This is a genomic window from uncultured Pluralibacter sp., assembly GCF_913775985.1.
Taxonomy (GTDB): Bacteria; Pseudomonadota; Gammaproteobacteria; order Enterobacterales; family Enterobacteriaceae; genus Pluralibacter.
Genome location: NZ_CAJYMB010000071.1, coordinates 1 through 8075 on the forward strand (window position 1 = coordinate 1; position 8075 = coordinate 8075).

General features: G+C 59.1%; 9 protein-coding genes. 5 read left to right on the plus strand and 4 right to left on the minus strand.

Going from position 1 to position 8075, the window contains the following annotated elements:
* Together QZ766_RS07625 and QZ766_RS07630 are read left to right on the plus strand one after the other, a co-directional pair.
* On the plus strand, window positions 1-441 hold a 441-nt coding region (locus tag QZ766_RS07625), incomplete at its 5' end, for a benzoate/H(+) symporter BenE family transporter (RefSeq protein ID WP_297199667.1).
* Window positions 442-592: 151 nt separating this feature from the next.
* Window positions 593-1177 (plus strand): YceI family protein, encoded by a 585-nt coding sequence (locus tag QZ766_RS07630; RefSeq protein ID WP_297199670.1) that lies wholly within the window; start codon window positions 593-595, stop codon window positions 1175-1177.
* 7 nt (window positions 1178-1184) lie between these two features.
* On the opposite strand, the gene QZ766_RS07635 is transcribed toward QZ766_RS07630, so the two are convergent.
* A complete protein-coding gene (locus QZ766_RS07635; protein WP_297199673.1) occupies window positions 1185-2072 on the minus strand; it encodes an AraC family transcriptional regulator in 888 nt (295 codons plus the stop codon).
* 180 nt (window positions 2073-2252) lie between these two features.
* Between QZ766_RS07635 and QZ766_RS07640 the strand changes: the two genes are divergently transcribed.
* Window positions 2253-3161: a DMT family transporter gene (locus QZ766_RS07640; RefSeq protein ID WP_297199676.1), complete on the plus strand. Its 909-nt coding sequence runs from the start codon at window positions 2253-2255 to the stop codon at window positions 3159-3161.
* A gap of 161 nt (window positions 3162-3322) precedes the next feature.
* Window positions 3323-3793, plus strand: coding sequence for a DoxX family protein (locus QZ766_RS07645; protein ID WP_297199679.1), 471 nt, complete (start codon window positions 3323-3325; stop codon window positions 3791-3793).
* A gap of 34 nt (window positions 3794-3827) precedes the next feature.
* Here QZ766_RS07645 and QZ766_RS07650 read toward each other — a convergent pair whose 3' ends face one another.
* Complete coding sequence (locus QZ766_RS07650) at window positions 3828-5414, minus strand: ABC transporter substrate-binding protein (protein WP_297199682.1); 1587 nt, start codon at window positions 5412-5414, stop codon at window positions 3828-3830.
* A 90-nt stretch (window positions 5415-5504) separates the two neighbouring features.
* Here QZ766_RS07650 and pepT point away from each other — a divergent pair, with 90 nt between their 5' ends.
* Complete coding sequence (pepT, locus tag QZ766_RS07655) at window positions 5505-6737, plus strand: peptidase T (RefSeq protein WP_297199685.1); 1233 nt, start codon at window positions 5505-5507, stop codon at window positions 6735-6737.
* On the opposite strand, the gene tehB is transcribed toward pepT, so the two are convergent.
* Both tehB and tehA read right to left on the minus strand, forming a co-directional pair.
* Window positions 6734-7330 (minus strand): tellurite resistance methyltransferase TehB, encoded by a 597-nt coding sequence (gene tehB, locus QZ766_RS07660; RefSeq protein ID WP_297199687.1) that lies wholly within the window; start codon window positions 7328-7330, stop codon window positions 6734-6736. The two genes, pepT and tehB, sit on opposite strands and share 4 nt — an antisense overlap.
* Window positions 7327-8075: dicarboxylate transporter/tellurite-resistance protein TehA (gene tehA / locus QZ766_RS07665; RefSeq protein ID WP_297199690.1), on the minus strand; the 749-nt coding region annotated here is incomplete at its 5' end. The genes tehA and tehB, both read right to left, overlap by 4 nt.

Genomic DNA, 8075 nt, shown 5'->3' on the forward strand with positions numbered 1-8075 from the left:
CTGCTGATGGTGGTAACCGGCGGGATGGCGCTGCTGCTGTCGCCTTTCGGGGTTTACTCAATCTGCATCGCGGCGATCACGGCGGCTATCTGCCAGAGCCCGGAGGCACATCCCGACTCGGCCCAGCGCTGGAAAGCGGCGGCGGCGGCAGGCGTGTTCTATCTGCTGGCGGGGCTGTTCGGCGGCTCAATCACCGCGCTAATGGCCGCTCTGCCGCTGGCCTGGATCCAGATGCTGGCGGGGCTGGCGCTGCTCGGCACCATTAGCGGAAGCCTGCACCAGGCGCTGGCGCAGGAGCGCGATCGCGATGCCGCCATCGTCACTTTTCTGGTCACCGCCAGCGGCGTGACGCTGGCCGGGATCGGTTCAGCCTTCTGGGGGCTGGTCGCGGGTGGCGTATGCTACACCGCGCTGACGCTGGCCCGGCGCAGGATTGGCTAGCATCTCGTGCGCGTATAGCAGCAGTTCGCCGACGAAAAGCCGAATTTCTTTGAATATATTTGAACTTATTATCCAAATATATTCACTATTAACACTTGATGCGATTTGCGAAGGTAGGCAGTTCTATGCCTAAGCCCAGAAGGAGAATTACGTGAATTTCATGAAGAAAATGTCTGTAGCCGCCGTGGTCGTCTCGGCCCTGTATGTTCCATTCTCACAGGCCGCCACCAGCACCTACGAGCTTGACCCTACGCATACCTCCGTGGTCGTCTCCTGGGAGCATTTCGGCTTTTCACACCCTACCGCGTTTATTCCCAACGCCAGCGGTGAGCTGAAGTTCGACAGCGAACATCCCGAAAAATCCACCGTCAACGTGACCCTGCCGGTAACGCAAATTAATACCTTCGTGCCGAAGCTGACCGAAGAGTTCAAAGCGCCGGATTACTTCGACGTGGCTAAGTACCCGACCGCAACCTTCCGCAGCACAAAGGTGACGGCGAAAGGCGATAACACGTTTGAAGTCGAAGGGAATTTAACCCTGAAAGGCATCACTAAACCAGTGACCCTGCAGGCGAAACTCAATAAGCAGGGCGAGCAGCCGATGCTGAAAAAACCGGCTATCGGTTTTGATGCCACCGGCACAATCAAGCGTTCCGATTTCAAAATCGACAAATACGTTCCGGCGGTTTCCGATGAGATCCAGCTGACCATCTCCACCGAAGCCCACGCGAAGTAACACCGTTTTAACCGGCAGGCCGCTGGCGGCCTGCCTCCCTCAGCTGCGACGGCGTCAGCCCCAGTGCAGCCTTCACCCGATTGCTGAAATGGCTCGACGAGCTGAATCCGCACGCCAGCGCCACGTCCGTTAACGTCATCTGCGTCCCGGTCAGTAACTGTTTTGCCCTCTCCATCCGGCGCTGCATCACGTACTGGTGCGGGGCGATTTTCATCGACTGGCGAAACATGCGGGCGAAGTGGTATTCGCTCAGCGCCGCCTCCCGGGCAAGCATGCCAAGCGTTAGCGGGCCTGACAGATTATCCTCGATATACAGCAGCACATTGCGCAACGTGTAGGGCGATAGACCCCCGGTCACTTTCGGCAGCGCCCACTGAACGCTGGCGTACTGCTGGATAATGTGTGTCAGCAGCAGCGTGCTGGCCGTGCTCAGGGTCAGGTGATTCGCCGGCTGCTGCCAGTCGCAGTCGAGGAGAAAGTGGCGATACAGGGAGGTGATTTTATCGTCCCGAGAAAATATCTTTTCTTCAAGGCGCAGTGCCGCCGGACTTTTGTCCCAGATCCGCTCGCCCGTTTCGCGCAGGTGCTCGTCGGTACAGTAAAGATGCACGAAGGAGAGATTGTCCCTTACGTCCCAGCAGGATTCACTCTGTTGCGGCATCAAACAGAAGCGATCGGGTCCGCCGCCGTTTTTCCAGCCGCCGGGGGTTTTATGGTAGCTCTCATAACCATCGGCCACGTACAAGCTCAGCGTATGATGATCACTTTTTACCGTCACGGTATCGTTCTTGTTGAACCAGGCGGCAAGCTGGATCCCGGAGCCGAGCGTTACTGTATCGCGCAGAACCGCATTCTGCCGCTGAAGTGTCTGGAAGGTTCCGTAGGTCTGTGGCATCGCGTTCGATAGTTGGGATTTAAAAATAGAGTGTATGAGCAGTAAGTCAGGCTGACCAGCACCGCGCCCCCCGCGGCGAAAAAAAAGCGCAAGAATATGCAACTGCTGATGGCCAGGTGCAAGCAATCCCGTCCGGCCAAAGGCAAACTCGGCGTTCATTTTTCGCTAACGGGAGTTTGTATGAGCGCCGCACTGTATTGCCTGGTGGTGGTTATCTGGGGCACGACCTGGATTGCCATCTTTTTACAGCAAGGACATGTCCCTGCCCCGGTTTCTATCTTCTGGCGCTTCGCCGTAGCCACCGCGCTGCTGATGGTCTTTCTTAAGCTGACGGGGAAACTGCGCCGGCTTGCCCTGCGGGATCATCTTTTCTGCCTGCTGCAGGGCTGCTGCGTGTTCTGCTTCAATTTCTGGTGCTTTTACACCGCCGCCCGCTGGATCAACACCGGGCTGGAGTCGGTGATCTTCTCAATGGCGGTGCTGTTTAACGCGATCAACAGCTTTCTGTTTTACCGCCAGCAGCCGCCGGGGCGTTTTTACATCGCCGCGCTGCTCGGCGCCGTAGGGATAGTGACCCTGTTCTGGCAGGATCTGCGCACCAGCGGTCTCAGCGGCGAGCTGCTGGCCGGCATCGGGCTTTCTGCACTCGGCACCTACGGATTTTCCCTCGGCAATATGATCAGTATCCGCCACCAGCGCCGCGGGCTGCAAACATTGAGCACCAACGCCTGGGCGATGCTGTACGGTACGCTGATGATGGGCGCGATTGCGCTGGCGTGCGGCGATAGCTTCACCGTGGACTGGACGTTGAATTATCTGGGTTCGCTGCTGTATCTGGCCCTGTTCGGTTCGGTCATCGCTTTCGGTGCCTACTTTACCCTTGTCGGGCGCATTGGCCCGGCCAACGCCGCCTACAGCACCCTGCTCTTTCCGCTGATTGCGCTGGCTATTTCGACGTTTTACGAGGGCTACGTCTGGCACGCCAGCGCCTTCGCCGGCCTGGGACTGATCCTGGTGGGGAACCTGGTGATGTTTGCACGTCCGGCTGACTGGCTCAGGCACCGGAGGAAAGCGCGTCTTCCCGCGTAATGTTTTGTATCCGCCTTGTATCGCCGCGCTGAGTTCAGTATGTTCCAGATGCGGCGCGATAGATAAGTGGATGAATCCACATGATTACGCAGCGCAGGCCGCGGCGGCAGAACTATTCTGGCGCGGCGAGTGACAGTAAATTCCAACCAGGGAGAGTATTGATGACCTATTTACAGACGCTGTTCCGAACGCCGGGCGGCAGCGCCTTTATCCCGCTGACCTTGATGCGCATTGCGCTCGGACTGTTTTTCTTTGCCTCGGGCTTTAATAAAGTCTTCATTCCGGAAAGCCAGGCGATGATGCTGGAAACCATCACTGAGGCCGGCGTGCCCTTTCCGGCGTTTATGGCGGTGTTTGTCGCCAGCTGCGAAACGCTGTTCGGCCTGCTGCTGACATTTGGCCTGCTGACCCGACTTGCGGCGCTGGTGCTGATGGTCATCAGCCTGGTGGCGCTGTTCACCGTAGGCCTGCACCACATTCCCGCCGGGCTGAATCTGCTGACCTGGTACAGCTGGCTGCTCTATCTGCCGGAGCCACTCTATATTCTCACCTGCCTGATGCTGATCGTGCAGGGCAGCGGCCCCCTGAGCATTGACAGGCTGATCGCCCGCCGCCTCTCTTCCTCGCTCTAATCTAAAAAAAGCCCCGATGTTTCGGGGCCCGTTTTTACTTCACGCTGACCTGATAAAAAATGTGTTTGCCGAACGGGTCAATTTCATACCCGGTCACCGATTTGCGCACCGGCTCGAAAATCGTCGAGTGGGCAATCATCACCGCCGGCATCTCGTCATGCATCAGCTGCTGGGCCTGCTGATAGAGTGCCGTGCGTTTTTGTACATCGGTAATGGCTTTTGCCTCGCCGATAAGCTTATCAAAGCGCGCGTTGCACCACTTTGCCGAGTTGGATCCGCCGCTGGCGGACTGGCAGGTAAACAGCGGCCCGAAGAAATTATCCGGATCGCCGGTGGCGGTGGTCCAGCCCATCAGCGCCGCCTGATGCTCGCCGTCCCGGACGCGCTTGAGGTACTCGCCCCACTCATAGGTGGTAATAGTGGTTTTAACCCCGATTTTTGCCCAGTCCGCCTGGATCATCTCCGCCATACGTTTGGCGTTGGGATTGTAGGGCCGCTGCACCGGCATCGCCCACAGATCGATAGTCAGCCCATCGGCAAATCCCGCTTGTTCCAGCAGCGCTTTAGCCTTCTCGGGGGAATAGTCGTAATCTTTTAGCCCGCTGTCGGCACTCCAGACGCCCGGCGGTAGCAGGTTTTTAGCCACCGTGCCGGTGCCGTGAAAAACCGCGTCGATAATTGCCGGCTTGTTGATGGCCATCGCCAGCGCCTGGCGCACTTTCACGTTGTCCAGCGGCGGTCTCTGGGTATTAAAGGCGAGGAAGCCGGTGTTGAGCCCGGCCTTGCTCATCAGAGTAATGTCCGGATTGGCCTTCATGCGCGGCAGGTCGGCGGGATTGGGGAACGGCATCACCTGGCATTCGTTTTTCTCAAGCTTGGCGTAGCGTACCGAGGCGTCGGGGGTAATGGAGAATACCAGCCGGTCAATGCTGGCCTTGCCCTGCCAGTACTGCGGAAAGGCGGTGTACAGAATGCGGGAATCCTTCTGATATTGAGCAAGCTTAAACGGCCCGGTGCCGATGGGCTCCATATCTACCCGCTCCGGGGTGCCCGCTTTCAGCATCGCATCGGCATATTCTGCCGACAAAATCGACGCAAAATACCACGCCAGATCCGGCACGAACGGCGCTTCCGGATGAGCGAGGGTGAAGCGCACGGTGTGCTCGTTCACTTTATCAATGGCGGTTATCAGGGTACCGAACTCCAGACTGTCAAAGTTAGCGTAGCTGCCACCGGAAACGCTGTGATAGGGATTATTGGGATCTTTTTGCCGGTTGAAGGAAAAAATCACGTCGTCAGCGTTGAAGTCGCGGGTCGGGGTGAAGTATTTGTTGCTCTGAAACTTCACCCCCTTGCGCAGGTGAAAGGTGTAAACCTTGCCGTCGTCGCTCACCTCCCAGCGCTCCGCCAGGCTCGGCACCAGATCGGTGGTGCCGGGGGTGAAATCCACCAGCCGGTTGTAGACCGGCACCGCGCTGGCGTCCACGCTGGTGCCGGAGGTGTACAGCTGCGGGTTAAAGTTTTCGGGAGAGCCTTCCGAGCAGTACACCAGCGTCGTTGCCGACGCCGCGGAGCTTGCCATCAGGGCGGCCAGAGTCAGTATTGTTAATTTGCTTTTCATGCCTGTTTCCTGTTTTTATTGTCGTGTTTCCATACATAACATCAAAATTCTCTGCAAACACCTGATAACACAAATAAAGAAGGAATCACTATGGCATCGTCACTCCGCAGTCAATTAACCGGGCGCTTCTTTCGCTATCTCGCCATCAGCAGCCAGAGCGATTCTGCGGCAAGCACCCTGCCCACCACCCCGGGCCAGTTTGCAATGGCGGACGCGCTGGCGGATGAGCTGCGGGCGCTGGGCCTGGCAGACATTGTTATCGACGGACATGCCACCGTGACCGCGGTGAAAAAAGGCAACGTGCCGGGCGCGCCGCGCATCGGGTTTATCACTCATATCGACACAGTTGACGTGGGCCTGTCGCCGGATATTCATCCGCAGATCCTGCGCTTTGACGGTCAGGATCTCTGCCTGAATGCTGAAAAGGAGATCTGGCTGCGGGTAGACGAGCATCCGGAAATTAACGCCTACCCCGGCGAAGAGATTATTTTCAGCGACGGCACCAGCGTGCTCGGCGCCGATAACAAGGCGGCGGTCACGGTGGTGATGACCGTGCTGGAGAACCTGACGGCACAGCACCGGCACGGCGATATCGTGGTGGCATTTGTGCCGGATGAGGAAGTGGGCCTGCGCGGCGCGAAGGCGCTGGATCTCGAGGCGCGCTTTAACGTGGATTTCGCGTGGACCATCGACTGCTGCGAGCTGGGCGAGATTGTGTATGAGAACTTTAACGCCGCCGCCGCCGAAATACGCTTTACCGGCGTCACCGCGCACCCGATGTCGGCCAAAGGCGTGCTGGTCAACCCGCTGCTGATGGCCGCAGATTTCATCAGCCACTTTGACCGCCAGGAGACCCCGGAGCACACCGCCGGGCGTGAAGGCTACGTGTGGTTTAACGGCATCGAAGCCGGGCAGAGCCAGGCGCTGCTGCAGGCCAGCATCCGCGATTTCGACAGCGCGCGCTTTGCGCAGCGCAAGCAGCAGATTGGCGAAGTGGCAGAGAAGATTGCGGGGCAGTACCCGACGGCAGGCGTGACGTGGCATATCGAGGATATCTACAGCAACATCAGCAACGCCATCGGCGAAGACCGCCGGGCAATCGACCTGCTGTTCACCGCCATGGAGACGCTGGGGATTGTCCCGAAGCCCACGCCGATGCGCGGCGGCACCGACGGCGCGGCGCTGTCGGCAAAGGGACTACTGACCCCGAACTTTTTCACCGGCGCGCATAACTTCCACTCGCCGTTTGAGTTTCTGCCGCTGAAATCCTTCGAGGCCTCTTACCAGGTTGCCCTGCAGCTGTGCCTGCTGGCCGCCCGCTAGGCGGGCTTGCGCGCCAGCATGGTGGCAAAGCGCAGCTTGATGCGGTTACCGTCGGCGTCGGTGCGGTGCAGCTCGCCGACGTCTTCGTTATAGCGATCGAAATCCCATCCCGCGTAGTAGTCGCGCAGCTCGCCTGCCTTAAAGGCAAACGGAAAACCGACCGTGCAGGGGAAGTCTTCAGTGTCCATGGCCGCGACAATCAGATTCCAGCCGCCGGGCGTGGTGCAGCGCTGCATGTTGGCAATCAGGCCCGGAATGGTGTCCGGCTGGAGAAACATCATCACCACCGTAGAGAGGATAAAATCGTACTCGCCGTCGAAGCTGAGCGCGTTCAGATCCTTTTCGTCGATATGCAGATTCGCCAGCTGCTCTTTCTGCGCGATGCTGCGCAGGTTGCTGATGCTCATCGGATTGCGGTCCCAGGCGGTAACCTCAAAGCCCCGCGCGGCCAGGTACAGGCTGTTGCGCCCGTTACCGCAGCCGAGATCCAGCGCCCTGCCGGCGCTAATTTTGCTGGCAGCGTGCAGCACCTCGGAGTGAGTGCGGGTCAGGCCGTAAGTGTCGGTAAAATAGTTTTCGTCCCGAACAGTCATGGTGCGTCCTTCTTGGCTAAAAGTGTGTGGCGTTCAACGCGAATCAGCAGTTTGCCACAGGCCAGCAGATGCAGGGTGCGGACGATCAATAAGCCGATAATCACGTTGGTAAAAATAAACAGCGGTACCGCCAGCGCGTGGAAAAATCCGCCGCTGCCGGCGTGCCCGAGATGCAGGCCGGTGGTCGCCAGCGCCGAAACGCCGAACGAGAAGCTCCAGAAAGAGGCATTAAAGGGCTGTTTCAGATACCAGGGCATCAGGCGCAGCGTAAACAGCAGCTGCAGCAGCCCGTAGCCAAACAGCATTTTCGCCAGCACGTCGGCGCGCCCGCCGTTGACAGCCAGCCACGCGCTGCACGCCACCAGCGCCGGCGCCAGCTGAATGCCGAGCGAGGTGCGCAGCGCGGGAGCCAGCTCGCCGCCGCTGCGCAGGCGCTGCTGGATAACCGGCTCCAGACTCAGCCAGGAGAAGACGCCGGCCCCAAGAAACACCAGTCCGGCATCGCTCCAGCCCAGCGCCCCGCAGGCCATCGCGCTGATAAAATTGTTTGCCACCGTCGGTAAATACAGGCCGGGCGTGGTGGCCTCGCCGGGATGCGCCCCGCGCCACAGCCCGGCGCTCTGCCAGGCGGCATAGCACAGCTGGAGAGTGACGCCGATGGCAAAGAGCGCGATGGTCATTGGCCGATACCAGGGCGCGACGCCAATCGCCACCAGCATGGTGGTGGCGGGAAACAGGCTCACGA